The 26672-nt window shown below is 66.9% G+C and carries 27 protein-coding genes; 10 read left to right on the top strand and 17 right to left on the bottom strand.

Going from position 1 to position 26672, the window contains the following annotated elements:
* Positions 1-29: 29 nt before the first annotated feature.
* From dnaG to L1087_RS01830, 5 genes are read right to left on the bottom strand one after another with little or no spacing between them, the layout of a single operon-like run.
* A complete protein-coding gene (gene dnaG, locus L1087_RS01850) occupies positions 30-1760 on the bottom strand; it encodes a DNA primase (protein ID WP_135259986.1) in 1731 nt (576 codons plus the stop codon).
* Complete coding sequence (locus L1087_RS01845; protein WP_234557353.1) at positions 1739-4384, bottom strand: AAA family ATPase; 2646 nt, start codon at positions 4382-4384, stop codon at positions 1739-1741. Before L1087_RS01845 ends, dnaG begins: the two co-directional genes overlap by 22 nt.
* Position 4385: 1 nt before the next feature.
* Complete coding sequence (locus tag L1087_RS01840) at positions 4386-4838, bottom strand: hypothetical protein (protein ID WP_234557352.1); 453 nt, start codon at positions 4836-4838, stop codon at positions 4386-4388.
* A gap of 9 nt (positions 4839-4847) precedes the next feature.
* Positions 4848-7049: a DEAD/DEAH box helicase gene (locus L1087_RS01835; protein WP_234557351.1), complete on the bottom strand. Its 2202-nt coding sequence runs from the start codon at positions 7047-7049 to the stop codon at positions 4848-4850.
* Positions 7050-7068: 19 nt separating this feature from the next.
* Entirely contained in the window at positions 7069-7683 is a 615-nt protein-coding gene (locus tag L1087_RS01830) for a GNAT family N-acetyltransferase (RefSeq protein ID WP_206201731.1), read from the bottom strand.
* Between the two features lie 36 nt (positions 7684-7719).
* On the opposite strand from L1087_RS01830, the gene L1087_RS01825 reads away from it, so the two are divergent.
* On the top strand, positions 7720-8799 hold the full coding sequence (locus L1087_RS01825; protein WP_234557350.1) for a PIG-L deacetylase family protein: 1080 nt from the start codon (positions 7720-7722) through the stop codon (positions 8797-8799).
* Here the strand turns inward: L1087_RS01825 and scpB are convergent.
* Together scpB and L1087_RS01815 are read right to left on the bottom strand one after the other, a co-directional pair.
* The gene (gene scpB, locus L1087_RS01820) at positions 8746-9267 is read right to left on the bottom strand and encodes an SMC-Scp complex subunit ScpB (protein WP_234557349.1); all 522 of its coding nucleotides are present in this window, start codon (positions 9265-9267) and stop codon (positions 8746-8748) included. The genes L1087_RS01825 and scpB overlap by 54 nt on opposite strands.
* Positions 9260-9853 (bottom strand): L-threonylcarbamoyladenylate synthase, encoded by a 594-nt coding sequence (locus L1087_RS01815; RefSeq protein WP_234557348.1) that lies wholly within the window; start codon positions 9851-9853, stop codon positions 9260-9262. The genes scpB and L1087_RS01815 overlap by 8 nt, the downstream gene beginning before the upstream one ends.
* Here L1087_RS01815 and L1087_RS01810 point away from each other — a divergent pair.
* Positions 9852-11072, top strand: coding sequence for a type II secretion system F family protein (locus tag L1087_RS01810; protein WP_234557347.1), 1221 nt, complete (start codon positions 9852-9854; stop codon positions 11070-11072). The genes L1087_RS01815 and L1087_RS01810 overlap by 2 nt on opposite strands.
* Here the strand turns inward: L1087_RS01810 and L1087_RS01805 are convergent.
* Positions 11047-11499 (bottom strand): EVE domain-containing protein, encoded by a 453-nt coding sequence (locus L1087_RS01805; RefSeq protein ID WP_135259993.1) that lies wholly within the window; start codon positions 11497-11499, stop codon positions 11047-11049. The genes L1087_RS01810 and L1087_RS01805 overlap by 26 nt on opposite strands.
* Before the next feature lie 70 nt (positions 11500-11569).
* Between L1087_RS01805 and L1087_RS01800 the strand changes: the two genes are divergently transcribed.
* Genes L1087_RS01800 through L1087_RS01790 form a run of 3 tightly spaced genes read left to right on the top strand, consistent with a single transcriptional unit; the run spans position 11570 to position 14415 of the window.
* Positions 11570-12052 (top strand): hypothetical protein, encoded by a 483-nt coding sequence (locus tag L1087_RS01800; RefSeq protein ID WP_234557346.1) that lies wholly within the window; start codon positions 11570-11572, stop codon positions 12050-12052.
* Positions 12053-12061: 9 nt separating this feature from the next.
* The gene (locus L1087_RS01795; RefSeq protein ID WP_234557345.1) at positions 12062-13429 is read left to right on the top strand and encodes an FAD-binding oxidoreductase; all 1368 of its coding nucleotides are present in this window, start codon (positions 12062-12064) and stop codon (positions 13427-13429) included.
* Positions 13430-13479: 50 nt separating this feature from the next.
* Complete coding sequence (locus L1087_RS01790; protein ID WP_234557344.1) at positions 13480-14415, top strand: GGDEF domain-containing protein; 936 nt, start codon at positions 13480-13482, stop codon at positions 14413-14415.
* On the opposite strand, the gene L1087_RS01785 is transcribed toward L1087_RS01790, so the two are convergent.
* From L1087_RS01785 to L1087_RS01745, 9 genes are all read right to left on the bottom strand, one after another.
* A complete protein-coding gene (locus L1087_RS01785; protein ID WP_234557343.1) occupies positions 14412-15491 on the bottom strand; it encodes a prephenate dehydrogenase/arogenate dehydrogenase family protein in 1080 nt (359 codons plus the stop codon). The two genes, L1087_RS01790 and L1087_RS01785, sit on opposite strands and share 4 nt — an antisense overlap.
* On the bottom strand, positions 15488-16543 hold the full coding sequence (gene aroF / locus L1087_RS01780) for a 3-deoxy-7-phosphoheptulonate synthase (RefSeq protein ID WP_234557341.1): 1056 nt from the start codon (positions 16541-16543) through the stop codon (positions 15488-15490). Before aroF ends, L1087_RS01785 begins: the two co-directional genes overlap by 4 nt.
* A 160-nt stretch (positions 16544-16703) precedes the next feature.
* Complete coding sequence (locus L1087_RS01775; RefSeq protein WP_234557339.1) at positions 16704-17483, bottom strand: VOC family protein; 780 nt, start codon at positions 17481-17483, stop codon at positions 16704-16706.
* On the bottom strand, positions 17483-18019 hold the full coding sequence (locus tag L1087_RS01770; RefSeq protein WP_234557337.1) for a YceI family protein: 537 nt from the start codon (positions 18017-18019) through the stop codon (positions 17483-17485). The genes L1087_RS01775 and L1087_RS01770 overlap by 1 nt, the downstream gene beginning before the upstream one ends.
* A 65-nt stretch (positions 18020-18084) precedes the next feature.
* On the bottom strand, positions 18085-18897 hold the full coding sequence (locus L1087_RS01765; protein ID WP_038042981.1) for a menaquinone biosynthetic enzyme MqnA/MqnD family protein: 813 nt from the start codon (positions 18895-18897) through the stop codon (positions 18085-18087).
* Positions 18897-20045, bottom strand: a complete 1149-nt coding sequence (gene mqnE, locus L1087_RS01760) for an aminofutalosine synthase MqnE (protein WP_234557335.1) — start codon at positions 20043-20045, stop codon at positions 18897-18899. The genes L1087_RS01765 and mqnE overlap by 1 nt, the downstream gene beginning before the upstream one ends.
* Positions 20042-20722, bottom strand: a complete 681-nt coding sequence (locus L1087_RS01755; RefSeq protein ID WP_135260002.1) for a hypothetical protein — start codon at positions 20720-20722, stop codon at positions 20042-20044. The genes mqnE and L1087_RS01755 overlap by 4 nt, the downstream gene beginning before the upstream one ends.
* Positions 20723-20727: 5 nt before the next feature.
* Positions 20728-21171, bottom strand: a complete 444-nt coding sequence (locus tag L1087_RS01750) for a YqhA family protein (RefSeq protein ID WP_135342835.1) — start codon at positions 21169-21171, stop codon at positions 20728-20730.
* Positions 21172-21180: 9 nt separating this feature from the next.
* Positions 21181-22215, bottom strand: coding sequence for a substrate-binding domain-containing protein (locus L1087_RS01745; protein ID WP_038042973.1), 1035 nt, complete (start codon positions 22213-22215; stop codon positions 21181-21183).
* A 90-nt stretch (positions 22216-22305) separates the two neighbouring features.
* Between L1087_RS01745 and L1087_RS01740 the strand changes: the two genes are divergently transcribed.
* From L1087_RS01740 to purD, 5 genes are read left to right on the top strand one after another with little or no spacing between them, the layout of a single operon-like run.
* On the top strand, positions 22306-22839 hold the full coding sequence (locus L1087_RS01740) for a glycerol-3-phosphate acyltransferase (RefSeq protein WP_038043654.1): 534 nt from the start codon (positions 22306-22308) through the stop codon (positions 22837-22839).
* Between the two features lie 9 nt (positions 22840-22848).
* Positions 22849-23643, top strand: coding sequence for a fumarylacetoacetate hydrolase family protein (locus L1087_RS01735; RefSeq protein WP_234557334.1), 795 nt, complete (start codon positions 22849-22851; stop codon positions 23641-23643).
* Positions 23637-24533 carry an MBL fold metallo-hydrolase gene (locus L1087_RS01730; RefSeq protein ID WP_234557333.1) on the top strand — a complete coding sequence of 299 codons (897 nt, stop codon included), beginning with the start codon at positions 23637-23639 and terminating at the stop codon, positions 24531-24533. Before L1087_RS01735 ends, L1087_RS01730 begins: the two co-directional genes overlap by 7 nt.
* A gap of 4 nt (positions 24534-24537) precedes the next feature.
* Positions 24538-25428 carry a phosphoribosylglycinamide formyltransferase gene (purN, locus tag L1087_RS01725; protein ID WP_234557332.1) on the top strand — a complete coding sequence of 297 codons (891 nt, stop codon included), beginning with the start codon at positions 24538-24540 and terminating at the stop codon, positions 25426-25428.
* The gene (gene purD / locus L1087_RS01720; RefSeq protein ID WP_135260006.1) at positions 25425-26672 is read left to right on the top strand and encodes a phosphoribosylamine--glycine ligase; all 1248 of its coding nucleotides are present in this window, start codon (positions 25425-25427) and stop codon (positions 26670-26672) included. The genes purN and purD overlap by 4 nt, the downstream gene beginning before the upstream one ends.

Here is a 26672-nt window from a genome sequence, read left to right as displayed (position 1 = left end):
TTGGGCTTCCGCCCAGGGGCATTCTACCCCTAGAGCCTGCGGTAGATGCGCCGCTCCGCCTCGATGGCCTGGTCCAGCTCCTGGATTTCCCGCAGGATCTCCAGGCTGGGGTTCTGGTTTAGGGCTTCCTTGAGCTTGGCCCGCCGTTCCAGGTAGTAGGCTTCCCGCAGGCGGGCCAGGGTTTTTTCCATCACCTCCGGGAGTCTGGGCTCCTCCACGCTAGGGGCCATCATCAGGCGTTCAAAGAGGATGCCCCCCGCTTCCTTGCGCCCGAAGACCTGGCGCAGGTAGTCCCGGCGGGGTTCCTTCCGGGCTAGGTCCAGGAACTCCGCCAGCACCGAGCCCTCCGGAGGCCAAACGTGGTCAGCCACGTAAAGGATCCATTCGGGGAAGCGGGCCTCGTCCACGGAGAGGAGGAGGGCGATCACGTCCAGCTCCAGGAGGAGGGTGCGGTTTTTGGGCTCGGCCTTGGCGGGCGGGGGGGGTGGGGGCTTTCCCTGTTTGCGGCTTTGCAGGTACTCCTCCAGCTGGCGGGGGGTGAGGCCCAGGCGCTCCACCACCAGGGCCTTTAGGCGCTCGGCTACTGGGTCAAAGGGCTCAGGGGAGAGCATCCTGGGGGTGAGGGCTTCCAGGACTTTCCGTTTGTGCTCGGGGCGGGTCAGGTCCAGGCCCCGGGTGGCCTCCTGGAAGCGGAACTCCACCTCGGGAAGGGCTTCCTCTAAGGCTTTCTGGAATAGGGCCGGGCCCTCGGGCAGAAGAAGGAGGTCGCCCGGGTCCTTGCTGGGCAGGCGCACCGCATAGAAGAGGAACTTCCGGGCCAAGGAGAGGTCCAAGCTTTGCAGGGTGGCCCTCTGCCCAGCCTCGTCGGCATCAAAGGCCAGGTAGACCTCCCGCACCTCCTGCATCTCCAGAAGGCGGGCTTGCTCCTCGGAAAGCCCCGAGCCCAGGACGGCCACCGCCTCGTCGAAGCCCATTTGGTGCAGGGCGATGGCGTCGAAAAGCCCTTCCACCACGATGGCCCGTCCCTGGCGCAGCTTGGCCTTGGCCTCAGGGTAGGCGAAAAGCACCTCCCGCTTGCGGAAGAGGGGGGTTTCCGGGGAGTTCAGGTACTTGGGGGTTTCCTCCCCCAGGGCCCTTCCCGTGAAGGCCACGATCCTGCCCAGGTGGTCCTTGATGGGGAAGGTGATGCGGTGACGGAAGCGGTCGTAGAAGCGCCCGTCCCGCTCCGCCAAGACGCCTGCCTTTAGGCCTTCCTCGGGGCTCACCCCGTGGCGGCTCAGGTGGGTGAGGAGGCCTTCCGCCTTGGGGGGAGCGTAGCCTAGCCCGAAGCGGGCGATGCTCTCTGGGGAAAGCCCCCGCTTCTTGAGGTACTCCTGGGCCTCGAGGGAGGCGGATAGTCCTTCCAGGAAGTAGGCCTGGGCCAGCTTGAGGACGTCCAAGAGCTCCCGGCGGTTTTGGGGGGCACCCCGGTGGGTGATCTCCACCCCGGCTTCCTCCGCCAAGCGCTCCAAGGCCCCCATGAAGTCCAGGCCCTCGATCCTTTCCACGAAGGCGAAGAGGTCGCCCCCCGCCTTGCACCCGAAGCAGTGGAAGAGGCCCTTTTCCTCGTCCACGTAGAAGGAGGGGGTCTTCTCCTGGTGGAAGGGGCAGAGGCCCTTCCAGCGCCCCCGGCCTGCGGGCTTCAGCGCCACATAGCGGGACACCACCTCCCTCAAGGAGAGGCGGCTTTTGATGACCTCTACCGCCTGTGCCGCATCCATCCTGCCCCCCGCCTACGCCAGAGCTCTCTAACCCACCTTCCCAGGATACCGTACCCCCCAAGGTTCTCTCCGGGGTTTTCCCCAGCCAGAACCGCCTGCCAGGCGCGGGTCAGGGGTACAGAGGGGGTGAAACCCAGGAGGTGCTCCACCTTTTCCCCCTCCTCCAGGAGGAGTTGGGCCCTTAGGAGCCTCGCCACCTCCAGGTGCACGGCAAACCCCGTGCGGTGGGTCTGGTAGAGGAGGTGCTGGGAGAGGGCCTTGGCCTTCCTGGGGGCCTTGGGCCACAGGTAGAGGGCCAGGGAGGTAAGGGCCAGATGGTAGACGTAGGGGTTGGAAAGCCGGCGAGACTCCCGCAGGGCCTCCTTGAGGAGGGGAGTGGGGTCCAGGCTCCTCTGCCAGCGGTGGTGGGCTAAGGCCAAGATGCCGAGGCCCTTGCCGTCAGGGTGCCTGAGGGCTTCTTGGAAGAGGTCCTCCCGGAAGCGCCCCTTGAGGGTCCAGGCGGAAAGAAGGGCGGCTGCAAGCCAAGGATGTGGGGCTTCCCGGTAGGCCCGTTCCCCTTCCTCCAGGGCCTGCCCAAGGCGGCCGGTTTCCAGGAGAAGGCGGAGGCGGGTGGCGTGGTAGCGAGTCTTGGCCTCTAGGTCCGCTTTCCGGTAGGCGGGTGGGGGATGGGGTTCTCCCCGGAGGAGGGATTCCGCCTCCAGATAGCGGCCCAGGTCCATGAGAAGGCCTGCCCTCAGGCTTTGCCCGTGGAGCCTTAAGGAGGCGGGCACCAGGGGATGGAACTCGCTGAGGACCTCGAGGGCCTGCCGGGGCTGGAAGGCCCGCCATAAGGCCGCCGCCGCCTGGAGGCGGGCCTGGGCTTCCTCCAGGGGGTAGGGCTTGAGGCCCGGGAGCAGGGGCAGGAGGGCAAGGGGGTTTTGAGCCTCTCGGGAGGCTTGCAGGATGGGGTCTTGGGATCTGGGGCCTCCGGGGGCGTCCTCGGCCAGGCCCAGGGAGGCTTGGGCGTCCTGGAGTTCCTTCCCCAAGGCTTCCCGCCAGGATGGGGGGGCGGCCTCGAGGGCCTTTTGGTAAAGGGGTATGGCCCGCTCCGGCTGGCCTTGCCGCCAGGCCTCCTGGGCTAGAAGCCGGAAGGCCTGGGCGGCTTCCCGCTCCTGCATGGCCCTTCTTAAGTGAAGGGCCATGGGCCAGATGGCTCCCTTTTCCCGATAAAACCGGGCGGCTACCCGGTGCCACGCTCTGGCCTGCTCCTCAGGCACCAGGGCTCGGGCCGCCTGGACCACCTCGGATAGGGGCCTACCCCCTTGGGTGAGACCCTCCTCCTCCAGGCGCTGGGCGGAGAAGGTACCCGCCAGCTCCCCCAGGAGTTCCCTAAGGTGCTCCTCGTGCCGTTCTTCCTCGGGGAGGCTGGCCAAGGCTTCCTCCATGACCCCCAGGATCAGAAGGGCCTGCCGTTCCGCTGGGGGGAGGGCGTCCAAGGCGGGTTGCAGGGCAAGAAGAGGGGGTGCCTTCAACCCCCTGGCCTCCAGGGTGGGGGAGAAGAGGGGCTTTCGGCTTTCCACTAGGAGCATGAGGTGGGGGAAGGAATGCTTCAGGAGTTCCCGCAGGGTGCGGTCGGGGGCGTGGAGGTTTTTGGCCACTAGGAGCAGGGGATGGGGCAGGCGGTGGAGGACTTCTTTCCAGGCTTCCAGGATGGCCTTCTCCAGGGTAGGCCGGTCCCAGGGGGGGCGGGCCTCGAGGCCCAGGCTGTACCGGAGGGCCAGGGAAAGTTCTGGGGAAAGCTCCGCCAGGGCCAGAAAAGCATTCACCTGGCCGAAGGTTCGTTCCACCGCCTGGCGCAGGGTGGTGCGCAAGGGGGTTTCGGGCCCCATGCGCTCCAGGACCACCACGGGGTAAGGAGGGTTTTCCAGAAACTTCTCCAGGAGAAGGCTCTTCCCGCTTCCTGGTGGCCCCACCAGGTTAAGGCGGGCGGGGGGGCGATGGAAGGTTTCCCGGAGAAGGCGAAGGAGGGTCTCGCCTTCCGGGTCCAGTTCCACCCGGACCGCCTTCACCCGGGAAACCTCCACCGCTCCCAGGCCCTTGGCCTCCCGAAAGCCCAGCCCTTCCGCCTCCACCCCCGGGGCCAGGGTCTGGGGTTCGGTGAGCACCTCCCCGGGGGAGGCCAGCTTGCTGAGCCTTTCGGCCAGGACCACCGCAGGGCCCACCGCGGTGGGCTCCCCCGCCTGGCCGCTTCCCAGGGGAGCCCAGAGCACCTCCCCGCTGGCTACCCCTGCCCGGGCGGGTAGGCGGGAGGTGCGCACCATCTCCAAGGCGGCCTCCAGGGCCCGCCAGGGTTCCTTTCCTCGAGCCCCGGGGGCTCCGAAGAGGACCAGGATTCCATCCCCCAGGAAGCGGTGGACGAATCCCCCTTTGGCCCGGGCCACCCGGGCGGCTTCCTCCAGGGCCTCCTGCAGGTGGTGGTAGGCAGCTTGAAGGCCGGACTGGAAGTGCTGGCTGGAGTCCACCAGGTCGTAGAAGAGGACGCTCACATACCGTCGCTCCTCGGGCAGAAGGGCCCCCAGGGCCCGGCCGCAGGCCATGCAGAAACGGGCCTCGGGAGGGTTCTTCTGCCCGCACTCGCAGCGCATCTCACTCCCGGAAGAGCATCAGGGGGGGCCAGAGGAGGACCTCCGCCTCCTCGGGTAGGGGAACTTCCGCGTAGACCACCACGGGCACGGGGGCCTGGAGCAGGTAAAACCCTTCCCCCAAAGGGGTGGTTCTGCCTCCTAAGCGGTAGCTGGCCCCTTCCCGCTTCAAGAAGGCCTCTCCCTCCAGGGGCTTGGCCTGGCGTACCACCCCGTGGAGTAGCATGGGCACCACCCCTGTGGGTGCCGGGGGGGCTCCCCGGTCAAAGGCGTAGAGGATCTGGCCCTGGACCATGGCCTCCAGCACCGGGCTTCCCCAAGGCTCCGGGAAGAGGTGGGCCTCCACGGTATAGGCCCGGAAGCGGGCGAAGAAGGTTTCGGGGCTTTCCTCAATGGCGGGGCCTTTCGGCTGGCCCAGGGAATGCGACACCGGAGTCGGGGGGTCCTGGGGGACCATGGGAAGAGTTTAATGCAGGGTCCTTTGGGGAAGGGAGAGGGTGAGGTTGGCCGCCAGGATAAGGGCCGCCCCTTTGTCCAGGTACTGGTTGCCGTTTCCGCACTTGGGGGAGAGGACGCAACGGGGGCAACCCTCCTCGCAGGGGCAGCCCTTGAGAAGCTCCAGGGCGGACCGGACCCACTCGGGGAAGCGACGGGCCGCCTGCCGGACGTAGCCCACACCCCCCGGGTAGCCGTCGTAGATGAAGATGGTGGGGCCTTGCCCTGAGGGCAGGGGCCTTGGGTAGAAGGGGTAGGAAAGGCCTCCGATGTCCTGCCTTTCGGCCAGGACGAAGAGGGGCAGGAGGCCGATCATGGCGTGTTCCAGGGCATGGATGCCTCCTGGGATCTGGTGGGGAGGGACCACCAGGGGGGGGTGGAACCAAAGGGCCTCGGTGGGGAAGGAGATCTCGGGGAGTTCCAAGGGGATTTCCTCCAGGACGCTGCCGGTGTAGAAGCGCTTCTTGGCATAGGCCACCACCCTTTCCCGCAGCACCACCTTGCCCACCCAGACCCCGTGGCCCACCGCTTCCCCCGAAAGGACCTCCAGGTCGGTTTCCACCCTGGGCTCGGTGTAGTAGTCCTCGAGGGCGGGAAGAAGCCAGATCTCCCGCTTTCCGTGGTCGATGTTCCGCACCAGGTAGCTCTCCCCCCCGTGCAGGTAGACCGCCCCGGGGTGGGCCTCCCAGTAGGCCTGGCGTTCGTCCAGATAGCCCAGGACCTCTCCTTCCGGTCCCCGCAGGGTGAAGGTGGCCCCCAGGCCCCGGAGGCTTAAGTCCCGGTGGGGGCGGCGCTTTGGGGTGTAGTAGCGGCCGTCCTTTTCCTTGAGCTCGGCCAGGGCCTCTGGGCAGAGCACCTCCTCCTGCAAAAGGGGTTTTTCCCAGGCGGCGGCGTGCAGGTGCAAAGGGCAGAGGACGGGGTTTTTGGGGTCGGCCACCGCCGCCTCGGGAGGGGTTCTTAGGAGGAGTTCAGGCCGGTGGAGGAAGTACTCGTCCAAGGGGTCCTCGCGGGGGATGTAGACCACCAGGGCCCTTCGCCTTCCCCTACCTGCCCTGCCCGCCCTTTGCCAGAAGGCGGACACGGATCCCGGGTACCCCACCAGGGCCACGGCGTCCAGGTCCCCGATGTCCACCCCTAGCTCCAGGGCGCTGGTGGAGACCAGGACCCGCACCTCTCCAGACTTCAAGCCCTCCTCCAGGCGGCGCCTTTCCTTGGCGGTGTACCCCGCCCGGTAGGGGCGCACCCCGGGGTGGGCGGCGTAGCGGGCGATGAGCTCGGCGCTTTTCCTGGCGTTGGTGAAGATGAGCCCCCTTATGCCCCCTTCCGCCCAGGTCCGGGCCAGATAGGCGGCCTCCAGGAGGGGGCTTCGCCGCCTTTCTCCCTTAGCGTCCAAAGGCTTAGGAAGGAGCACCAGAAGCTCCCGTTCCGAGCGGGCCACCTCCTCCCGGAGCTCCACGAAGGGCAGGCCCGTCAGGTTCTCCGCATGCTCCTTGGCGTTCCCTATGGTGGCGCTGGCGGCGATCACCTGGGGGTTGGCCCCGTAGTGGCGGGCCAGGCGCAGGAGGCGGAAGAGGACCAGGGCCACGTGGGTCCCGAAGACCCCCCGGTAGGCGTGAAGCTCGTCCAGGACCAGGTAGCGGAGCCGGGAGAGGAAGGAGGCGAACTCCCCGTGCCGGGGGAGGAGGCCGAAGTGGAGCATGTCGGGGTTGCTGAGGAGGATGAGGCCCTCTTGCTTGGCCTTCCGCCTTACCTCCCCCCGGCTGTCCCCGTCGTAGGGGTAGATGCCCTTTACCCCCAGGGCTTCCGCCATGGCCTTAAGCCGCCTCAGCTGGTCATGGGCCAGGGCCTTGGTGGGGAAGAGGAGGAGGCTTGTTTCCCCTTCCAGGGCCGCCTTGAGCACCGGGGCTTGGAAGACCAGGCTTTTTCCGGCGGCGGTGGAGTAGGCCATGACCACGTTCTTCCCTTCCTCCACCAAAAGAAGGGCCTCCCTCTGGTGGGCGAAGGGCTTGAGCCCTAGGGCCTCGAGGACCCCGGCAAAGACCCCCTGGTAGGGAGCCATCCTGGGGGGGGTCTGGGGGAGGAGGCGGGCGAAAACGATCCGCCCCCGGAACTCCGGGTTGGCCTCCAGCCAGTCCCGGTAGCTTTCCCACCCCCTTAGGGCCTCGGGCAGCACCCTTTCATTATGGCCTTTTCTAAAGTTCCCTGACCCAGACCTCGTGGACTACGGGGTGGCCGTGGTAAGGGGCCCAAAAGGGGCTGGCCCGCTTGGCGTAAAGGCGGAAGCCCAGGCTCTGGTAAAGCCTCCTGGCGGCGGCGTTGGCCCGGGTGGTGGAAAGCTGTACGCCCCTTATCCCTTTTTCTTTGAGGCATTCCAGGAACTCGGTCAGCAGGGCCTTGCCTATACCCCTGCCCTGGGCTTTTGGGTCCACGGCGATGTGCAGGTGGGCGGGATAAAGCCCCTTCGGGGCCCTGGGGCCCCGGTACAGGAGGAGCCTGAGAAGGTAGTAGAGGTGGGGTAGGGGTGGGCCATAGCGGCCGAGGAGGAGTTTCAGGAGGAGGAAGGGCGCTCGGGGAAGGAGGTAGAGGGTAAGGGAAAGGTCCGAGCAGGCGCCCAGGATGTAGCCCAGGATCTCTCCTTCCTCCTCGGCTACCCGGTTGCAGCACCCCCGCCGCAGGTAGGGGGCCACGAACAGCTCCCCCCAAAGCTCCCGGCTGGGAAAGACCGAAGGCCCTGCCCGGCCCAGGAGGAGGGTGCCGTGGGAAAGCCGGGTGATGGCGGAGAGGTCCTTTTCCTTGGCGGGGCGCAGGACCACAGGACCACTCTAGCCCGTAAAATGCCCTTCGTGCGCCGCCTGGCCCCCTGGCAGTGGCTTCTCCTCCTTCTGGCCCTCTACCTGCTTCTGGCGGAGGCCCTCCGGCTTTGGCTCGGCCTCCTCTGGGCGGAGCGGGTGGGGCTTGTCCTTGCGGCCCTGGGGGTGTGGGCCTTCATCAACGGGCGCTTCATCTTCGCCTACTACCACGCCCTCGCCACTTCCTTGCGGGTGCGAAGGCTACCCGTAGCCCCGGGGCCGGGGCCTGGGGAGCACCTTTTGGTCCTGGCCCCCCATCCCGATGACGAGGTGCTGGCGGCAGCGGGCCTGATGCGCCGCACCCTGGAGGCAGGGGGGCGGGTGAGCGTGGTCTACCTCACCTCGGGGGATGCCTTTGACCTGGCGGCGGGAAGCCCCCTGGCTTCCCGGGAGGCCATGCGCCGCCTGGCCTTAAGGCGCATGGTGGAGGCCTGGCGGGGCCTCGAGGCCCTGGGCCTTCCCCGGGAGAGCGCCTACTTTTTGGGCTTTCCCGACCAGGGGCTTTTCGCCCTCTTCACCACCCACTACTACCTGCCCTACGAAAGCCCCTACACGGGGCTTAAGGCGGTGGCTTACCGTGGGTCTTACCGCTTGGGGCTTCCCTATACGGGGAAGGCTTTGGAGGCCACCCTGGTGGAACTCCTTTCCTCCCTCAAACCCACCCGCATCCTCCTGCCAAGCCCCCTGGATGCCCACCGGGACCACCAGGCCACGGCGTACTTTGGCATGCAGGCGGCGGCTTCCCTGGGGATGGAGGCAAGGCTGGAATACTACCTCATCCACGGGGGGTACCAGTACCCCTTGCCCAAAGGGCTTCATCCCCGCCTTCCCCTCTACCCGCCCCCTCGGGGAAGGGGCCTTCCCTGGCGGCGCTTTCCCCTCACCGAGGAGGAGGTTAGGCTAAAGGAAAAGGCCATCCGCGCTCACAAAAGCCAGATGCGCCTTCTCGGCCGGTTTCTTTTGGCCTTTGTGCGGCAGAACGAGCTCTATAGCCCCCTTCCCATCCCCGCCCGGGAGGCCCTAGCCCCGGAGGAGGAGGGGTGGGCCGTCCTCGAGGGGCGGGAGGTCGGCTAGGCTTTCCAGGCCGAAGACCTCCAGGAAGCGCTCCGTGGTGCCGTAGAGCTTGGGTCGGCCTGGGGCCTCCTTTTCCCCCACCACCCGGACGAGGCCTCTCTCCAAAAGGCTTTCCAAGACGCCCTCCACGCTCTTCCCCCGCATGGCCTCCAGCTCCGCCCGGGCCACGGGCTGATGGTAGGCGATGAGGGCCAGGACCTCGAGGGCCGCCTTGGAGAGGCGGGGCGGAGAGGGCTTCAGCACCCGCTCCACCGCCGGGAGGGCCTTTTCGTGCACCACGAGCCGCCATCCCCCCGCCACCCGCTCCAGGGCCACCCCCAGGTCTCCCTCTTGCAGCTCCACCTCAAGGGCCTGGAGCGTCCTCAGGAGGGTTTCCTGCGGGTGGCCCAGGGCCCTGAGCTCCTTCAGGCCCACGGGCCTGCCGGCGGCGAAGAGGACCGCAAGAAGCTCCGCCTTCAGGCTAGGCATCCTGGAGGTAGGGCAGAAGGGCTTCCTTGGGGATGGCCCCTTCCCGCAGGACCTTTCCCGTGCGCAGGTCCACCACGCTGGAGGCCAAGCCCATGGCCTCCCCCGGGAAGACGTAGTCCACGGCAAAGGCCCGGGCCTCGGCCTCCGAGCGCACCGGAGGTTCACCGCTTTTGTTGAGGCTGGTGGCCGCGGCATACCCCCCTACCCGGCGGAGAAGCTCCCGAAGCAGGACATGGTCCGGCATCCTCAGCCCCACGGAACCATCCCGGCTGATCCAGGGGGGGATATCTTGCCCCGGTACCACCACGGTGAGGCCCCCGGGCCAGAAGGCCTCCGCCAGGCGCAGGAACTTTTCCCGTAGCTTCCCGAGGTCCGCAAGCCTGAGGGCGCTTTCCAGGTCCGCCACCAGCACCTGGAGGGGCTTTTCCTCTTCCCGCCCCTTAAGCTCGTAGATGCGTCGGCAGGCGGCCTCGTCCTCCATCCGGGCCAGCACCCCCCAGACGGTGTCCGTGGGAAAGGCCACCAAGCCTCCCTCCTTCAGGGTCCTGGCCGCCTCTTCCAGCTCCTTCTGGTATACTTCTACCATGCCAGTCTACCAGTATAAGGCCCGCGACCGCCAGGGCCGCCTGGTGGAGGCCACCATCGAGGCGGAGGACCTGCGCACCGCCGCCCGGCTCCTCCGGGACCGGGGGCTTTTCGTGGCCGAGATCAAGGAGCCGGGGAGGGGCCTGCAGGCCGAGGTACGCCTTCCTGCCCTGGAGAGGGGCCCTGGCCTGAAGGACCTGGCCATCTTCTCCCGGCAGCTGGCCACCATGCTGGGGGCGGGGCTCACGCTTTTGCAGTCCCTCTCCATCCTGGAAAGGCAGACCGAGAACAAGAAATTCCGGGAGATCATCAAGAAGGTCCGCACCGACATCGAAGGGGGCATGGCCTTTTCCGAGGCCCTGGCCAAGCACAAGCTCTTCTCCCGGCTTTACGTGAACCTGGTGCGGGCCGGGGAGACCTCGGGCGGGCTGGACGTGATCCTGGACCGCCTGGCCACCTTCCTAGAGAAGGAGCTGGAGCTCCGGGGCAAGATCCGTAGCGCCATGACCTATCCCGTGATCGTCTTCATCTTCGCCGTGGGCGTGGCCTACTTCCTCCTTACCGGCATCGTGCCCCAGTTCGCCCAGATCCTCACGGACCTGGGCTCAGAGCTCCCCCTCCTTACCCGGTTCCTCATCGCCGTTTCCAACTTCCTGCGGGCGGCCACGTTGCCCCTCGTGCTTTTGGCGGTGGTCCTCGTCTTCGCCTACCGCTGGTACTACGGCACCCCTCAGGGAAGGAAGATCATCGACCGCATCAAGCTCCGCATGCCCGTCTTCGGCAACCTGAACCGCAAGACCGCCGTGGCCCGCTTCTCCCGCACCCTGGCCCTTTTGCTCCAGAGCGGGGTGAACATCGTGGAGTCCTTGGACATCACCAAGGGCACCGCGGGCAACAGCGTGGTGGAGGGGATCGTGGACACGGCCAAGCTCAGGGTCCAGCAAGGGGAGCCTTTAAACCTCACCCTAGCCCAGCATCCCTTCGTCTTCCCCCCCATGGTGAGCTCCATGGTGGCCATTGGGGAGGAGACGGGAGCCCTGGACACCCTCCTCTCCAAGATCGCCGACTTCTACGAGCGGGAGGTGGACGAGGCGGTGGCCAGCCTCACCGCGGCCATTGAGCCCCTCATGATCATCTTCCTGGGGGTGATCGTGGGCATGATCGTGGCGGGGATGTTCCTGCCCCTCTTCAAGATCATCGGCACCCTTTCCGCGCAATAAGCCTCCCGGCCACCTCCGGGGGAACCGGCATCACGGAAAGCCGGTTCCCCCTCCTCACCAGGGGGTGGTCTTTGGGGAAGCAGGCCTTGAGCTCGGCGAGGGGCACCAGGGGCCAAGCCTCCAGGAACTCCACCTCCACCGTGTACCACCGGGGCTTTTCCCGGGTGGCCTTGGGGTCGAAGTAGGGGCTTTCCGGGTCGAACTGGGTGGGGTCGGGGAGAAGGGTGCGCGCCACCCGGCAAAGCCCGGCGATGCCCGGCGGGTTAGCGCCCGAGTGATAGAAGAAGCAAAGATCCCCCACCTGCATTTGCATCAGGTAGTTCCGGGCCTGGTAGTTGCGCACCCCGTCCCAGATGGCCCTTCCCTCCCGTTTGAGGTCCAGGATGCTGTACACCTCGGGTTCGGATTTCAAGAGCCAGTAGGCCATGCCTCCAAGTCTAAAGGGGCCTTTAGCGGGGACAAAGCCCCTTTCTGAGGGGGCGAGGGAGCATAAGGGTATGCGGGGCCTTGTGCTGGTGTCCCTTTTCCTTTCCGCCTGTACCCTGACCCTGGAGGTGGTCTACCCAGGCCACCGGATCACGGGCTTGAGGACGCAAGAAACCTACTGCACCGCCGGCAACACCCGGGTGGACTTCGCCTTTGACCTGGAGGGAAGGCTGGACAAGGTGGAGTTTTTCTGGATTCCTGAGGGATTGACCCCGGACCAGGCCCGCCTCGAGGAGCGGTATGCCCTCTCTGGCCCCATCCATGCGGGACGGGTAAAGGGCTGGTTGGAGGTGACCCCCGAGGGAGAGGTGCTGGCGGTATCCCTTACCTCGCCTGGAAGCCTTTCCCTGAGGCCCCAGGGGGTTATCGTGGAGCCCCTGCCCGACCGGAGGCTTTGGCTCAGGGGGTATACCGGGGGTCTGGCGGGGCCCTTCGTGCGGGCGGCCAACTGGGTCCGCCCGGACTCCTCTCCCTCCTGCGACCCTGCCTGGTAGCCTTAGGGCATGGGGGTCCGGAAGATACCCTCCCTGGCCGAGGCAGTCCGCTCCGAGCTCAGGACCCTATTTGGGCCCAGAGTGCTGCTTTCCCGTTCGGAAAAAGGGGTTTACCGCTATGACGCCATTTTGGTGGGGCCGGAGCCCTTGGCGGTGGTCCTGCCCGAAAGCCGGGAGGAGGTGCAGGCCCTGGTGCGCCTGGCCCGGCGCTTCGGCCTCCCCCTGGTGCCTCGAGGGGCGGGAAGCGGCCTCTCGGGAGGGGCGGTTCCGGAGGAAGGGGCTTTGGTGGTGGCCTTCACCCGCATGACCCGGCTGGAGCTGGATACCAGGGGCCGCACCGCCTGGGTCGAGCCCGGGGTGACCACGGCCAGGATCTCCGAGGAGGCCAGACCCTACGGGCTTTTCTACCCCCCAGACCCCGCTTCCTGGCGCACCAGCACCCTGGGGGGGAACCTGGGGGAAAACGCCGGGGGGCCCCTTTGCTTCAAGTACGGGGTCACGGGGGATTACGTCCTGGAGCTGGAGTTCGTGGACGCCTTTGGGGAGGTGCACCGCCTGGGTCGCCAGGCCTACGACCTGCCCGGCCTCCTCGTCGGTTCGGAAGGAACCCTGGGCCTCCTCACCGGGGCCAGGGTGCGCCTCCTTCCCCTGCCCCGGTACCGGGCCACCTTGATGGCGGCCTTCCCCGAGGTGGGTGCCCTGGCCCAGGCGGTTTCCCAGGCTATCGCCCGGGGGGCGGTGCCCGCCCGGCTGGAGTTTCTGGACCCCACCTGCGTGAACGCCGTGGAGGACTATCTGGGCATGGGTCTTCCCCGGGGGCACGCCCTTCTCCTGGCGGAGACCGATGGGGACGACCTCGAGGTGGTCCAGGAGGAGCTTTCCCTGGTGGAGGAAACCGCGGCCAGCCTTGGAGCTAGGGTGCAAAGGGCCCGGAACGAGAAGGAGGCAGAGGCCCTTTGGCGGGCCCGGCGGGCGGTGAGCCCCGCCCTGGGCCGCATCCGCCCCAAGCGGGTGAACGAGGACATCGCCGTGCCCCGCTCCGCCTTGCCCCAGGTGGTGCGGGAGATCCAGGCCTTGGGGGAGGCCTACGGCCTCATCGTGGCCCAGTTCGGCCACATCGGGGATGGCAACCTGCACCCCAACATCCTCTTTGACCCTGGGCGCGAGCCCGAGGAGAAGGTTTGGGAGCTGGCCCATGAGATCGCCCGGGTGGCCCTGCGCCACGGGGGGGTGCTCTCGGGGGAGCACGGGATCGGCCTCATGAAGCGGGAGTTCATGAGGGAGGCGGTGGACGAGGCCACCCTCGAGGCCTTCCGCACGGTCAAGGCCACCTTGGATCCCCAAGGGCTCCTGAATCCGGGAAAGGTCCTGCCCTAGCGCGGTTTTTTTTCACGGGGTTTTAACAGGAACCCGTCTACCCTGGAGGCATGGATGGCCGGGGCCGGGTCCTCTACTTCGCCAGCTGGGCGGGGATGGCCCTGGGCCTTTGGCTGCAGGTGGGGCGCTTCCCGCCCCAGAGCCTGGAGGTCCTTGTCTACCTTTTGCTGGTCCTCTGGGCCCTTTGGGCCATGAGCCGGGGCCCTAAGGTGGCGCCTCGCCTTCTCCTCCACCCCTTGGGGGCCTACTTGCTTTTTGAGATGTGGCGGGTGGGGGAGAACTGGCCCCTGGCTGGGTTCTTCGTCCCGGCCCTGTACCTGCTGGCTGGGTTTGCCTATCCTCCTTGGTCCTTGGGGTATCTTTTGGGGGCCTTCTGGGGTGGGGTTTTGGTCCTCGCGCCCCTGGTCTGGGACCGGAACCTGGAGGGTTGGCCCCATTTTGCGGTAAGCCAGCTCATCCTCTTTAGCCTCACCTTTCTTCTCGCCCGTTTCCGGGAGCTCCACGGCCAAATGCGCTTCTGGCGGGAGCAGGCCCTCACCTGTCCCCTCACCGGCCTTCCCAACCGGAGGGCCCTGGAGATGGCCTTAGAGCGGGAGGCGGCCCGGGTGGAACGGGGTGAGAAGCCGTTCAGCTTGGTGCTCTTGGACCTGGATGACTTTAAAAAGGTGAACGATACCCAGGGCCACCATGAGGGGGACCAGCTCCTGAAGGAGGTGGCCCAGTACCTGGTGGCCCACGTGCGGCAAGGGGACCTGGTGGGCCGCTGGGGCGGGGAGGAGTTCGCCCTCCTCCTTCCCAGGACCCAGGGGGAGGAGGCCATGCAGGTGGCGGAGAGGATCCGGCAGGGCCTCAAAGGCCTAGGGATCACGGGAAGCCTTGGGGTGGCGGTGTACGAAGGAGACCTGAAGGATCTGTTCCAAAGAGCGGACCGGGCCCTCTACCTGGCCAAGGAAAGAGGCAAGGACCGGGTGGAGCGGAGTCTTTAGGGCAGGCGGTACCCTGCCTGGGCAAGCACCTCCCGGGCCCTTTCCCGCTCCTCCCGGCTGGCGAAGCCCAGGCGGATGGCCCCGGCTTCCTCCCGGATGGTGAGGACCTCGATGTCCTTGATGTTGACCCCCGCCTCCCCCAAGGCGGTGGCGATGCGGGCGATCTCCCCGGGGCGGTCCGGCACCTGGACCACCAGGTCGTGCATCTCGGGAAGAAGGCTTCGGCGCACGATGGGAAGGCTATCCCGGGTGCGCTTGGCGGCCTCGGCCGCCTGGAGAAGCGCTTCCGGCTCCTCCAGAAGGTCTTCCAGCTCCAAGAGCACCGCCCGGAGCTCCTCTATGGCCTCCTTCAGGGCCTCCTTGTTCTCCACCACCATGTCCCGGCTCATCCTGGGAGACCCCGAGGCCACCCGGGTGAGGTCGCGGAACCCCCCGGCCGCCAAGAACATCAGGAGGTCCCGGTGGGGGCTTCGCGCCACCAGGCGGTTCAGGGCCACCGCCAAGAGGTAGGGCAGGTGGGAGATGCGGGCCACCAGCTGGTCGTGGAGTTCCGGGGATATCTCCAAAGGATAGCCTCCCAAGGCCTCCACCAGCCTTCTAATCCCCTCCTGGGCCTTGGGGCTGGTCCTTTCCGTGGGCGTCAGGACCCAGATGGCGTTTTGCAACAGGCCAGCGTGGGCGTTTTCCACCCCGGCCCGCTCGCTTCCCGCCATGGGGTGGCCCCCAAGGAAGTGGGGGAGGGTGGCCTCGAGGGCCGCCACCACCCTGCCCTTCACGCTCCCCACATCGGTCCAGAGGCTTTCGGGGTTTGCCAAGGGGGCTAGGGCCTTCCCCAGCTCCACCAGGGCCCCCACGGGGGCGGCCAGGATCCCCAGCTGGAGCTCCCCCACCCAAGGCCCCAGGGTGGGGTGCACCCGGTCCGCTACCCCCAGGAAAAGGGCCTTTTCCAGGGCCTCAGGGTCCTGGTCGTAGGCGTGGACCTCCTCGGCCAGGAAGCGCTCCTTCAGCCCCAGGGCCACGCTCCCCCCCAAAAGCCCCACACCGAAGATGCCCACCTTGCCGAAAAGCGGCCTCATCCCCGATGCGGCGGGAATGCCCCCTGGGCCGGGGCGGACAGGGTCTTGCCCAAGGCCTCCACCAGGCGCCGGACCCTTTCCATGAGGTCAGCAAACTCGTGCTCGTGGAGCTGCTGGGCGGCGTCGGAGAGGGCCTTTTCCGGCTCGGGGTGGGTTTCCACGATGAGGCCATCCGCCCCGGCAGCCAACCCCGCCAGGGCCAGGGGGATGACCCATTCCCGCCGGCCTGCGGGGTGGGAGGGATCCACCCAGACCGGGAGGTGGGTCCAGCTTTTGAGCACGGGCACGGCGGAGACGTCCAGGGTGAAGCGGGTGGCCTTTTCAAAGGTGCGGATCCCCCGCTCCACCAGGATCACCCGCATGTTGCCCCGGGAGAGGATGTACTCGGCGCTCATGAGGAACTCCTCCAGGGTCATGCTCATGCCCCGCTTGAGGAGGACGGGCTTTCCCGACTCACCCACCGCCTGGAGGAGGGGGAAGTTTTGGGCGTTGCGGGCTCCGATCTGCAGGGCGTCGGCGTACTCGGCCACCAGCTCCACCTGCTCGGGGGAAAGGACCTCGGTGACCACAGGGAGGCCCGTTTCCTTCCTGGCCTCGGCCAGGATCTTGAGGCCCTCCACCCCCAGGCCCTGGAAGGCGTAGGGGCTGGTCCTGGGCTTGAAGGCCCCGCCCCGGAGCATGGCGGCCCCGTGGGCCTTCACGTAGCGGGCGGCTTTGAGGGTCTGTTCCCGGGACTCCACCCCGCAGGGGCCCGCCGCCACCAGCACGTGCCCGTCCCCCGTCTTGCCCGTGGGGAACTCCAAGACGGTGGGGAAGGGCTGGACCTCGAGGCTTGCCAGCTTCCACGGCTTGGAGATGGGGATGACCTCCGCCACGCCCCGCAGCGCCCGGAAGTGCTCCATCAGCTCGGGGGTAGGGCCCTTGCCGATGGCCCCCACCAGGGTGGTCTCCACCCCTCGGGAAACATGGGGCCGGTACCCCACCTTCTCGATCTCCTGGATAACCTCTTCCAGCTCCGCTTCCGTGTGTCCCCGCTTCATCACGATCAGCATCTTGGCCTCCTAAAAGCCTTGGGCGCCCCCTTTTGGGGGCGCCCTTTTGCGGAAAAACCCTATGCGGACCGCAGGGCGCCCCCGGCGGGAGGATAAAAGCCGAAGTAGCGCCCATGGGTCCGCATATTGCCCCTAAGCTTAGTTAGGAGGAAAACCCCTGTCAAGAGGGCGTAGGGGCCTTGGTCCTTGGAGCTGAAAGGCGAACCTCTGCCCCTGTGGGATCCCTGAGGGCCATCTCCCGGCCCCAGGAATCCAGAAGGGTGTAGCCCAGAAGCCCAGTGGACCCTGGGGGGGCTTTCCGCCTTCCTGCCCAGATGTTGGCTCCCACGTGGTGGTGGTAGCCATCCCAGGCGAAGAAGAGGGCCCCGGGGTAGGTGCGCAGGGTGACCTCCATGCCCAGCTCGCCCGCAAAGAAGGCCTCGGCTTCCTCGAGGCTTTCCACGTGGAGGTGCAGGTGGCCGAGGAGGGTCTCAGGGGGAAGGGGGCTGGGGTTTGGAGCCTCGGAAAGAAGCCTTTCCAGGTTCAAGGGAGCGGTGAACATCAAGGGTCCTTTGGGCCACTCCCCCTCAGGCCGGTCCCGGTAGAGCTCGAGGCCATTCCCCTCAGGATCGCGGAAGTACAGGGCCTCGGATACGCCGTGGTCCGCCGCGCCCTCAAAGTGGACCGGGGCGCTTAGGAGCTTCCGGGCCACCTGCGCCAGGGCCTTCCGGTCGGGGAGGAGGAGGGCGAAATGGTAGAGACCCACCGAGGGGTAGGGTCTTGGGAGGGCCTGGGGGTCGTGGAGGATCTCCAGATGGAACCCCTTCCCCTCAGGGAATAGTTGGTAGCGGGGTGGGTCCGCCTCCACCTTTAGGCCCAGAAGGTCCCGGTAAAAGGCCAAGGCGGCCTCCAGGTCCCGCACCCTTAGGGTCAGGGAGGAAAGCCGCCTGGGGAAAGCCATTACTGGGCCACCGCCTCCTGGACCTTCACCGCCTCGGTGTCCACGCTGAAGCGCACCTCCTCGCCCACCAAGACCCCGCCCAGCTCCAGAGGCACGTTCCAGGTGAGGCCGAAGTCCTTGCGGTTCAGCTTGCCCTCGAAGTGGGCGGCCACGCGCTCGTTGCCCCAGGGGTCCTTGGCGGGGCCATGGGTTTCCACCTCAAAGGCAAGGGGCTGGGTGACGCCCCGGATGGTGAGCTGGCCCTCCACCTGGTACCGTCCCTCCCCCAAGGGGGTGATCCGCTCACTTTTAAAGAGGATTTCCGGGAAGTTTTCCGCATCCAGGAAGTCAGGGGAGCGGAGGTGGCTGTCCCGGTCCGGCACGCCGGTGTGGATGCTCCTGGCGTCCAGGCGTGCCTCCACCCGGAGGGGCCTTCCTGCCTCGTCGGTTTCCACAAAGCCCTCTTTGAGGTTCAGGGTGCCTTTCACCGTGGCGATCATCATGTGGCGCACGGCGAACTCGATGCTGGTGTGGGTGGGGTCTAGGTTCCAACGCATTTCCCAACCTCCCTGGGCTCGAGGCCCAAGGGTATAGTATCCATAGCGCTATAAGCTGTCAAGCATTATCCCGGGTAGTAGCTGGGGGAGAAGGTGAGGCCCAGGGCTTCGGCGAAGGCTTGGAGGCCCAAGCGGTCCGGTTCTTCCAGGTGATACCGGAAGTTCCAGAGGTAGTGCTCCATCAGGGCGGGGTGGATGCCCAGCCTCCGGGCCTCGGCCTCCGCCACCTCTCCCAGCCGGGCCAGCCCCCGGCGCCGGGCCCTCCTTAAGGCCCGCACCAGCTCCAAGGGGGGAGGGGTTTCCTTGCGGTAGGCCCAGACGGCGAAGACGAAGGGGAGCCTGGTGCGTTCAAACCAGAGCATGGAGAGGTCCACCACCGCCACCTCCCCGAAGCGGGTGGGGAGGGCGTGGGGGGTTTCGGGGAGGTGGTCTAGGAGGCTGGCGTAGGCCCTTATAGCCCTGTCGCCGATCAGCAGGACCCCGTCGTATTCGTCAAGGAGCTCAAGCCCTCCTTCCCGGTTCTCGTACCGGGGGAAGACCTCCCGTTCCCTTAAGAGGAGCTTCAGGAGCTCCACGCTGGTGGCGCTCTCCGTGGTGAGGGCGATCCGGCTTAGGTCTGCAAGCCCTCCTTTATGGAACAGGTTGACGGAGTACACCCGCCCCAGCACGGCCACGGAGAAGTCGGGAAGCAGCCCGAGCTCCTCCTGGTGTTCCAGGTAGAAGTAACTGGAAACCAGGGAAAGCCCCACCTCTCCCGAAAGGACCATGCGGTTGAGCTCCGAGGGGACCCCGTACCGGAGGGCCCAGCCGTTGGCCTCCAGGAAATGGTAAAGGGGAGCGGTGTTGGCGTAGAGGGGAACCCCTAAGGAGTAGATCATCAGGCTCCTTGGGTACCTCCCTCGGCCAGAGGAGCCGCCACGCTGTTCCAGACCCGGATCTCCCGGTAAAGGGCGTCCCGCTCCACGGGGATCCGCCCCGCTTTGCGGATGATCTCCGCAAGCTCCCTCTTGGATAGCCCCTTGGGGGTAGGGCTTCCCGCCATGTGGACGATGCGCTCCTCGATGAGGGTGCCGTCGATGTCCGTCACCCCCCAGTCCAGGGAGACCTGGGCCAGCTCGGGGGTGAGGGTGGCCCAGTACCCTTTGATGTGGGGGATATTGTCCAGGTAAAGCCGGGCCACGGCCAGGTTGCGGAGGTCGTCCAGTCCGGTGGTGAACTCGCGTTTCCCGAGTTTCCTGGCCAGCAGGTTGCCGTCCGGCTGGAAGGCCAAGGGGATGAAGCTCATGAAGCCGCCGGTTTCGTCCTGGAGCTGGCGGAGGCGGTCCATGTGGTCCAGGCGCTCCTCGAGGGTCTCGATGTGGCCGTAGAGCATGGTGGCGTTGGTGGGGATCCCCAGCTCGTGGGCGGTGCGGTGGATTTCCAGCCAGCCCTCCGCGGAAACCTTGGCCCGGGCGATCTGCCGCCGCACCCTTTCGGCGAAGATCTCCGCCCCGCCCCCCGGCATGGCGTCCAGGCCCGCCTCCTTGAGGGCCTGGAGCACCTCCTTGTAGGGCAGGCGGGCGATCTTGGAGAAGTGGTGGATCTCCGCCGCGGTCCAGGCCTTGACCTGCACCCCGGGGAAGCTCGCTTTTAGGGTCCGCACCAGGTCCAGGTAGTAGGCAAAGGGCCTCTTGGGGTGGTGGCCCGCGGTCATGTGGATCTCCGTGAGGCCGGGCTGGTAGCGCTCCCGCACCCAGGCCACCACCTCCTCCACCTCCCAGTCCCAGGCCCCTTCCTCGCCGAACTTTCGTTGGAAGGCGCAGAAGGTGCAACCCACGTAGCAGATGTTGGTCTGGGAAACGCGGATGGAGTGGACGAAGTAGGTCTTGTGCCCGTGCTTCCTTTCCCGCACCCGGTTGGCCAGGCGCATGAGGCCTGGGAGGTCCTGGGTTTGGTAGAGAATGAGCCCTTCCGCAAAGGTGAGGCGTTCGCCCGCCTCCACCTTTTCCGCGATGGGCCAGAGCTTGGGGTCCCGGATGCCCTTCACGAGGAGGAGTCTACCCCTTCCCGGAACCTTTGGACTAGGGCCATGACTTCCCTTCGCCTTCCCCCCACGCTTTTCCCCGGCAAAAGGCCCCGCAGGTAGCGGTCGGTGAGGAGGAGGTCCACGTAGGGGTAGACGGTGGCGGCCATGACCGCATCCAAAAGGTCGGAAGGGCGGGGTTTGCGGTTTAAGTCCGAGGCCATGCGGGCGAAGAGCTCGGCCAAGAGGCGCACGAAGGGCACCTCCTTGAGGCCGGTGCGCGCCTTGATCGCCTTAAGGGCACCCTCGAGGGCCTCCCGATAGGGCAGGCCCCGCAGGGTCTCGGGCAGCCCCTGGAAAGGGGAGAGGTCCGCGGGGGTGTCCCAGCTTCCTCCCCTCCAGAGGAAGTCCTCCCGGTAAAGCCCCCGCTCCTGGCGCACGGCCACCTCCTGCCAGGGGCGCACCCAGTACCCTTGGGAAAGCTCGGAGAAGAGGCCTTGCAAGGCGGGTAGGAGGTAGCCCGCCTTTTCCTGGGGGCCTCGTACGGGGTACAGGGTCTCCAGCACGTGGAAGGGGCTTGGAGGGGCCAGGGCCTTACCCCGGAGGGCCCCGTAGAGCTCCCCAAACACCTCATGCCCCCGCTGGCCCAGGAGGTGCTTGGCCATGCGGCTGGCGTGGTTTTGGTCCAGGTAGACCAGCAAGTCCCTCAGTCTTTGGCCTTGGCCAGCCAAAGGGCGGAGGCCAGAAGGGCCACGCCCCCGGCGAAAAGGAGGAAGTCCAAGGAGGTCTGGGGCTTGAAGGCCGAGGCCTTCTCAAAGAACTTCACCACCAGGATCATGACGATCACCTGGCCCAGCTTGCCCTTGAGGTCTGCCAGGCTTTCCACCGTGAGGACGTTTTCCATGGGAAGTTGCAGCTTGCGGATGAAAAGCTCAAAAAGGCCCAGGCTGAAGATGAGGAAAACGGCGCTTAAAAGGGCCAGGTCCACGGCGCCCACCAGGATGGGAAGGGCTTCGTCCAAGGGTTTTTGCACCGCAAGGAGGGTTTCCTCGAGGGCATGCCAGGCGAAGTAGAGGGCCCCGAGGAGCATCCCCACCACGGGCAAAAGCATGAGCCAACGCAACGGGTAGACCAGGGCTTCCGGGCGCATGGGGAGATTCTAAGGCAGGTAGGGAACCGCAGGAGAGGTGCGGGTGGAGGCCCGTTCTATAAGGAGGGGCTCGAACCGCACCGCCCGGGGAGGGCCCGCATAGCCTTCCATCCTCTCCAGGAGAAGTTGCGCCGCCCGGGCACCCATGGCCTCCACCGGCTGGGCGATGGTGGAAAGCCCCACCTCCTCGGTGAAGGGATGGCCGTCAAAGCCCAGAACCCGTACCTCCTTGCCCACGGTAAGCCCAAGCCTTTCCGCTTCCTCCAGGACGCCCAGGGCCACCTGGTCGGCCCCGGCGAAGATGTTGATGGGCGGGGAAGCCTTCTCCAGGAAGTACCGGAGGGCGAGCCTCCCCCCTTCCTGGGAGAGCCGGGTGGTGTAGAGGTGCTCCTCAGGGAAGGGGCGGCTTGCCGCCTTGAGGGCTTCCCGGAAGCCGGCCAGGCGCTCGGCGAAGACCGTGTGGTGGAAGGCCCGGTCGGGTTCCTCCTCCACCTTCACGGCGAAGATGGGCCCGGGAAAGCGGGCCAGGTACTCCCCGGCCAGGTGGCCCCCCAGGAAGTTGTCCAGGAAGACGGAGTCGTACCGGGGGTTCTTGGCGTCCACCAGCACCACGGGGCGGTCGGTGGGAAGACGCCCTCCCTCAAAGTGCTCGCTCAGGTCGTAGGAGGCGAGGATGAGGCCGTCGGTGAGGAAGGCGAGGGTGGAGCTTTCCAGATAGCGCTTAAGCCGGGCCTGGGAGAGGATGGGGAAGAGGGCCAAGTCGTAGCGCTTTTCCAGGAGGACGCCTTCGATGCCCTCCACCAGCCTTCGGTAGAACTCCGTGGCCACAAAGGGAAGGAGGACGGAGACCGTGTAGCTTCTCCCTCCCGCGATGCGCCGGGCATGGGGGTTCGGGGTGTAGCCCAGTTCCTCCATGGCCTTCAGCACCCGGGCCCGGGTTTCCGGGCGCACCGCCTTGTGGTTGTTGAGCACCCGGCTCACCGTGCCCAGGCCGACCCCGGCCCGGGCGGCCACCTCGAGGATGGTGGGTTTCTTCTTGCTCATAGCCTGGTTCCCTGTTCCCGGTGGAAGCGCTTCATGGAAACTTCCATAACCAGGATAGGGCAAGGAGGAGGTTTTTGCAAGAATGTGGGCATGGCCTACCTGCTTCTGGCGTACTTCCTGGGTTCCCTGGTGGGGGGGCTCCTCTTCTTTCCCGAGGTGCGGGCCAGGGACCTCCCGGGGGGCTCGGGGGTTTTCCGTCAGAAGGGTCCCTGGGCTGCCCTCGGGGTGGTGCTGTGGGACCTGGGCAAGGGAGCCTTGACCCTTCTCCTTGTTCCCCCGGAGTGGCGGGTGTGGGCCGCGGGGGCGGTGGTGGCGGGGCACAACTGGCCCCTTTTCTTTCGCTTCCGGGGTGGGGGTGGGATTGCCCCCTCCCTGGGCTACTTCCTGGCCTGGCTTCCCGGGGAAACCCTGGGGGCGGCTTTTTTGGGCCTGGGGGTGGCGGGGGTCTACCACCTCCTTTACTGGAGGGGGCGGCGTAAGGGTATTTATCCCATACCCTTCGGGGCCATCTTCGGCTACCTGGCGCTTTTGCTCCTGGCCCCTGCGGAGGGGCGGCTCGCGGCCTTGCTGGTGGCCTTGGTGGTGGCCCTAAGGGGTCTGCAAATCCTTTCGGGAAGATGGTAGCGTTAGGGCATGAAGCTCTTACGTTTTAACGAAGGCCGTTGGGGGATACTGGAAGGGGAGCTGGTTCTGGAAACGGATGGTCCAGGGGGAAACCCCACGGGGAGGCGCTACGACCTGGCCTCGGTGCGCCTTCTGGCCCCGGCCACGCCCAGCAAGATCGTGTGCGTGGGAAGAAACTACCGGGAACACATCCGGGAGATGGGGCACGATTTCGGCCAGGACCTGCCCAAGGAGCCGGGCCTGTTCCTGAAGGCCCCCAACACCCTGGCCCACCCCGGAAACCCGCGGGATCCCTGGAACACGGGGGATGCGGTGCCCTACCCCTTCTTCACCCAGGAGCTTCACTATGAGGGGGAGCTGGCGGTGGTCATCGGCGACCGCATGCGGAATGTATCCCCGGAAAAAGCCCTGGACCACGTGCTGGGGTACACCATCGCCGTGGACATCACCGCCCGGGATGCGCAGAGGCAGGACCTCCAGTGGGTGCGGGCCAAGAGCGCGGACAAGTTCTTGCCCTTAGGCCCCTGGATTGAAACCGATCTGGACCCGCAGAACACCTGGGTGCGCACCTACGTGAACGACCAGCTCCGCCAGGAGGGGCACACCTCCGCCATGATCTTCAGCGTGGCCGAGATCCTCTCCTACATCTCCAGCTTCATGACCCTCGAGCCCCTGGATGTGGTCCTCACCGGCACCCCCGAGGGGGTGGGGGCCCTAAGCCCGGGGGACCGGATCGAGGTGGCGGTGGAGGGCATCGGCACCCTGCACACCCGCATCGGCCCTAAGGAGGAGCGCCCATGGTGAGGGTCTTGGACCTCCGCTTCCAGGGAGTGGAAAGGGTGATTGCCAGCTTCCTCCTGGACTCCGGGGAGGGGCCGGTTCTGATCGAAACGGGGCCGGAGAGCACCTATGCCCGCCTCGAGGCGGCCTTAAAGCAGGAGGGAGTGGACCCGAAGGAGGTCCGCCATGTCTTCGTGACCCACATCCACCTGGACCACGCCGGGGCCGCTTGGCGGTTGGCCGAGCTTGGGGCCACGGTGTACGTGCATCCCCGGGGGGCCCCGCACCTGGTGGACCCCTCGAGGCTTCTGGCCTCCGCGGAGCGCATCTACGGGGCGATGCTGAAACCCCTCTGGGGGGAGCTCAAGGGGATCCCCCAGGAGCGGGTGCGGGTCCTGGAGGACGGGGAGGTGGTGGACCTCGGGGGGCTTAGGGTCCAGGCCCTGGAAACCCTGGGCCACGCCTCCCACCACCACGCCTACCTGGTGGAGGGGGCGCTTTTCGCTGGGGACATCGCCGGGGTGCGCATCGCCCCCGGGCCGGTCCTCCCTCCCACCCCACCCCCCGACATCCACCTGGAAAGTTGGTCCGCTTCCCTGGATCGCATCCTGACCCTAAGGCCCGAGGTCCTCTACCTCACCCACTTCGGCCCGTACCGGGATGTGGAGGCCCACCTCCTGGCCCTGCGGGGGGTCCTGGAGGAGTGGGCGGGCTGGGTCCTGCACCGGCTCAAGGAGGGGCTTCCCCTGGAGGAGATGACCAAGCGCTTTGAGGCCTACTGGCGGGAGGGTCTGAGGCGAGCCGGGGTGGAGGAGGAGGGAATGCGCCTCTACGAGCTCGCCGATCCCCCCTACATGAACCTGCAGGGCCTTTTGCGCTACTGGCAGAAGCACCACCCGGAGGTTCTGGGATAGGCTTATGCTGAGCCCGTTTCCCTTGGGCCGCCCCGCGCGGATGGCGGTGATGGCCTCGGGCCGGGGCACCAATCTAGAAGCCCTCCTGGAGGCTTTTCCCCCCCAAAACCCCTGGGGGGAGGTGGTGTTGGTCCTCTCCGACAACCCGGAGGCCTACGCTTTGAAGCGGGCCTCGAGGCGGGGGGTGGAGGCGTTGGCCATCCCCTGGCGGGGGAGGAAGGCGTTTGAAAGGGAGGCCCTGGACCTGTTGCGGGCCAGGAATGTGGACCTGGTGCTCCTGGCTGGCTTCATGCGTCTCCTCTCTCCGGGTTTTGTGGAACCCTGGTACGGGCGTCTTTTGAACATCCACCCCTCCCTCCTCCCGGACTACCCGGGGCTCCACGTGCACCGGAGGGTCTTGGAGGCGGGGGAAAGGGAAACGGGCTCCACGGTGCACTTCGTGGACCAGGGCATGGACACGGGGCCCATCGTCCTCCAGGGGCGGGTGCCCGTCCTGCCTGGGGATACCCCGGAAACCCTGGAAAGGCGGGTGCTTTTCCTGGAGCACCGCCTTTATCCCAAGGCGGTGCGCCTGGTCCTTTCCGGGCTCGCCTTCCCCCCAGGGGATGGCCTCAAGGCCCTTCTTGGGGAGGCTTGGCCCCGCTTCCAGGGGCTTTCCCCCCGGGAAAAGCCCCTCTATCTCCGGGTTGTGGCCCTGCTTTCCGCCTGGGGCCTGGGGGGCCTGGTCCCGGCCGCCCTTATGGGCCAAGGGGGGGACTGGGGCCGGGGGGCCTTCCTCGCCGCCCACCTCCTGGTGGAGGACCATCCCGCCCTGCGCCGGGAGCTTGCGGAACTCCCTGAAGAGGTCCGCCTGAGGGCCGAGGAGGCCTTGAGGCGGGTAGAATCTCCCCTATGAAGGTGCTGGTGGTGGGTTCCGGAGGGCGGGAGCACGCCCTCCTTTGGAAGGCGGCGCAAAGCCCCCTGGTGGACCGGCTCTACGCCGCCCCCGGCAACGCCGGGATGGCGGCTTTGGCGGAGCTGGTTCCCTGGAATGGGGACGTGGAGGTCCTGGCGGATTGGGCTTTGGCCGAGGGGATAGACCTCACCCTGGTGGGTCCTGAGGCCCCCTTGGTGGAGGGCATCGCGGACGCTTTCCAGAAGCGGGGCCTTCTCATTTTTGGCCCCACCCAGAAGGCCGCCATGATTGAGGGTTCCAAGGCCTTTGCCAAGAGGCTCATGGAGCGCTACGGGATTCCCACGGCCCGGTACCGCGTGTTCCAGGATGCCCTCCTGGCCCTGGAGTACGTGGAAAGCGTGGGTGTACCCATCGTCATCAAGGACTCCGGCCTGGCCGCGGGCAAGGGGGTGACCGTGGCCTTTGACCTGCACACCGCCAAGCAGGCCATCCTCAACCTGCTCTCCGGCCCCGAGGGGGGGGAGGTGGTGGTGGAGGAGTACCTGGAGGGGGATGAGGCCACGGTGCTGGCCCTGACCGATGGCGAAACCGTCCTGCCCCTCCTGCCCTCCCAGGACCACAAGCGCCTGTTGGATGGGGACCAAGGGCCCATGACCGGGGGCATGGGGGCGGTGGCCCCTTACCCCATGGAGGCCGCCACCCTGAGGCGGGTGGAGGAGGAGATCCTGAAACCCTTGATCCAAGGCCTGAGGGCGGAAGGGGTGGTCTACCGGGGGGTGGTCTATGCCGGTTTGATGCTCACCCGGGAGGGTCCCAAGGTGCTGGAGTTCAACGCTCGCTTTGGCGACCCCGAGGCCCAGGCCCTTTTGCCCCTTTTGCAGAATGACCTGGTGGACTTGGCCCTGAGGGTGGCGGAGGGGCGGCTTAGGGGAACGGAGCTCTTCTGGCGGGAGGGAGCCTCCGCCTGCGTGGTTCTGGCGGCCCCCGGTTATCCGGAAAGCCCGCGGAAGGGAATCCCCCTCCGTGTCCCAGAGCCGCCGGAAGGGGTTCTGGTCTTCCACGCCGGCACCCGGTGGGAGGGGAACAGCCTGGTGAGCGCCGGGGGGCGGGTTCTGAACATAGTGGGGCTAGGAAAAACCCTGGAGGAGGCCCTTTCCCGGGCCTACGGCTTCATCCCCCAGGTGGGCTTCCCCGGGGCCCAGTACCGGAAGGACATAGGCCACAAGGCCCTCCGCCTGGGCTAG

Source organism: Thermus tengchongensis, from assembly GCF_021462405.1.
In the GTDB taxonomy this organism is placed as follows: Bacteria; Deinococcota; Deinococci; order Deinococcales; family Thermaceae; genus Thermus; species Thermus tengchongensis.
Note: the sequence above shows the minus strand (reverse complement) of the source record. Positions and strands in the feature narration are given on the sequence as shown.

Coding starts and splice junctions, on each gene's coding strand:
- dnaG (WP_135259986.1), bottom strand. CDS start 1,760: ATGGATGCGGCACAGGCGGTAGAGGTCATCAAAAGCCGCCTCTCCTTG.
- L1087_RS01845 (WP_234557353.1), bottom strand. CDS start 4,384: ATGCGCTGCGAGTGCGGGCAGAAGAACCCTCCCGAGGCCCGTTTCTGC.
- L1087_RS01840 (WP_234557352.1), bottom strand. CDS start 4,838: ATGGTCCCCCAGGACCCCCCGACTCCGGTGTCGCATTCCCTGGGCCAG.
- scpB (WP_234557349.1), bottom strand. CDS start 9,267: ATGCCTAGCCTGAAGGCGGAGCTTCTTGCGGTCCTCTTCGCCGCCGGC.
- L1087_RS01810 (WP_234557347.1), top strand. CDS start 9,852: ATGCCAGTCTACCAGTATAAGGCCCGCGACCGCCAGGGCCGCCTGGTG.
- L1087_RS01815 (WP_234557348.1), bottom strand. CDS start 9,853: ATGGTAGAAGTATACCAGAAGGAGCTGGAAGAGGCGGCCAGGACCCTG.
- L1087_RS01805 (WP_135259993.1), bottom strand. CDS start 11,499: ATGGCCTACTGGCTCTTGAAATCCGAACCCGAGGTGTACAGCATCCTG.
- L1087_RS01800 (WP_234557346.1), top strand. CDS start 11,570: ATGCGGGGCCTTGTGCTGGTGTCCCTTTTCCTTTCCGCCTGTACCCTG.
- L1087_RS01795 (WP_234557345.1), top strand. CDS start 12,062: ATGGGGGTCCGGAAGATACCCTCCCTGGCCGAGGCAGTCCGCTCCGAG.
- L1087_RS01790 (WP_234557344.1), top strand. CDS start 13,480: ATGGATGGCCGGGGCCGGGTCCTCTACTTCGCCAGCTGGGCGGGGATG.
- L1087_RS01785 (WP_234557343.1), bottom strand. CDS start 15,491: ATGAGGCCGCTTTTCGGCAAGGTGGGCATCTTCGGTGTGGGGCTTTTG.
- aroF (WP_234557341.1), bottom strand. CDS start 16,543: ATGCTGATCGTGATGAAGCGGGGACACACGGAAGCGGAGCTGGAAGAG.
- L1087_RS01775 (WP_234557339.1), bottom strand. CDS start 17,483: ATGGCTTTCCCCAGGCGGCTTTCCTCCCTGACCCTAAGGGTGCGGGAC.
- L1087_RS01770 (WP_234557337.1), bottom strand. CDS start 18,019: ATGCGTTGGAACCTAGACCCCACCCACACCAGCATCGAGTTCGCCGTG.
- L1087_RS01765 (WP_038042981.1), bottom strand. CDS start 18,897: ATGATCTACTCCTTAGGGGTTCCCCTCTACGCCAACACCGCTCCCCTT.
- L1087_RS01750 (WP_135342835.1), bottom strand. CDS start 21,171: ATGCGCCCGGAAGCCCTGGTCTACCCGTTGCGTTGGCTCATGCTTTTG.
- L1087_RS01745 (WP_038042973.1), bottom strand. CDS start 22,215: ATGAGCAAGAAGAAACCCACCATCCTCGAGGTGGCCGCCCGGGCCGGG.
- L1087_RS01740 (WP_038043654.1), top strand. CDS start 22,306: ATGGCCTACCTGCTTCTGGCGTACTTCCTGGGTTCCCTGGTGGGGGGG.
- L1087_RS01735 (WP_234557334.1), top strand. CDS start 22,849: ATGAAGCTCTTACGTTTTAACGAAGGCCGTTGGGGGATACTGGAAGGG.
- L1087_RS01730 (WP_234557333.1), top strand. CDS start 23,637: ATGGTGAGGGTCTTGGACCTCCGCTTCCAGGGAGTGGAAAGGGTGATT.
- purN (WP_234557332.1), top strand. CDS start 24,538: ATGCTGAGCCCGTTTCCCTTGGGCCGCCCCGCGCGGATGGCGGTGATG.
- purD (WP_135260006.1), top strand. CDS start 25,425: ATGAAGGTGCTGGTGGTGGGTTCCGGAGGGCGGGAGCACGCCCTCCTT.